Here is a 554-nt window from a genome sequence, read left to right on the forward strand (position 1 = left end):
GTCGTAGCTCGACTGTCGCTTTCGCATAAGCGAAACGCAGTAAATGCCGCCGGTGAAAACCGGCGGCATTTTTTTGTCCTTCAGAGATCCGTCAGGTAGATCTTTACCAGCGCGTTGCCGGTCATCGTGCGCTGGATCGCCTCGTCCGAAGTCAACTCCTCGGCCAGCTCGAGCGCATCGTCACGCGAGAAAAATAGCGAGTATAGCGACCGTTGAGCTTTGTCTGACGTCGCGTTGACCGCAGCCATTTCAATACGCGGGCGAATGCTTGCGATTTCCAGCCACATAAGCTGCGACGGTGCGGCAACGCTTTCGTTGGTTCGCGGGGCACCGATTGCCTTGAAACCGAGCATCGCTTCGTAGAAGCGGCGATGCCGCGGATTGACCTCGATAAACAGGTCGGTGCAGCGATGGTGATGGTATCCGTAAATGAAGACAATGTGAAACAGCGCCGCCAACAGAGGCTTGGACGGCAAGCTCGTCTCAAACGCCAGGCGGCTTAGTTCACAAATCTTTCGGCCTTCGGCGTTACGGAACGCATCAAGTTCTTCTGC

At 55.8% G+C, this 554-nt stretch carries 1 protein-coding gene; it reads right to left on the minus strand.

From position 1 onward, the window contains the following. Positions 1-80: 80 nt before the first annotated feature. A partial coding sequence (locus AC3WJR_RS20375) for an N-acyl amino acid synthase FeeM domain-containing protein (RefSeq protein ID WP_492727487.1) occupies positions 81-554 on the minus strand: 474 nt, incomplete at its 5' end.

It is taken from the genome of Sphingomonas sp. FW306-05-A, assembly GCF_058782275.1.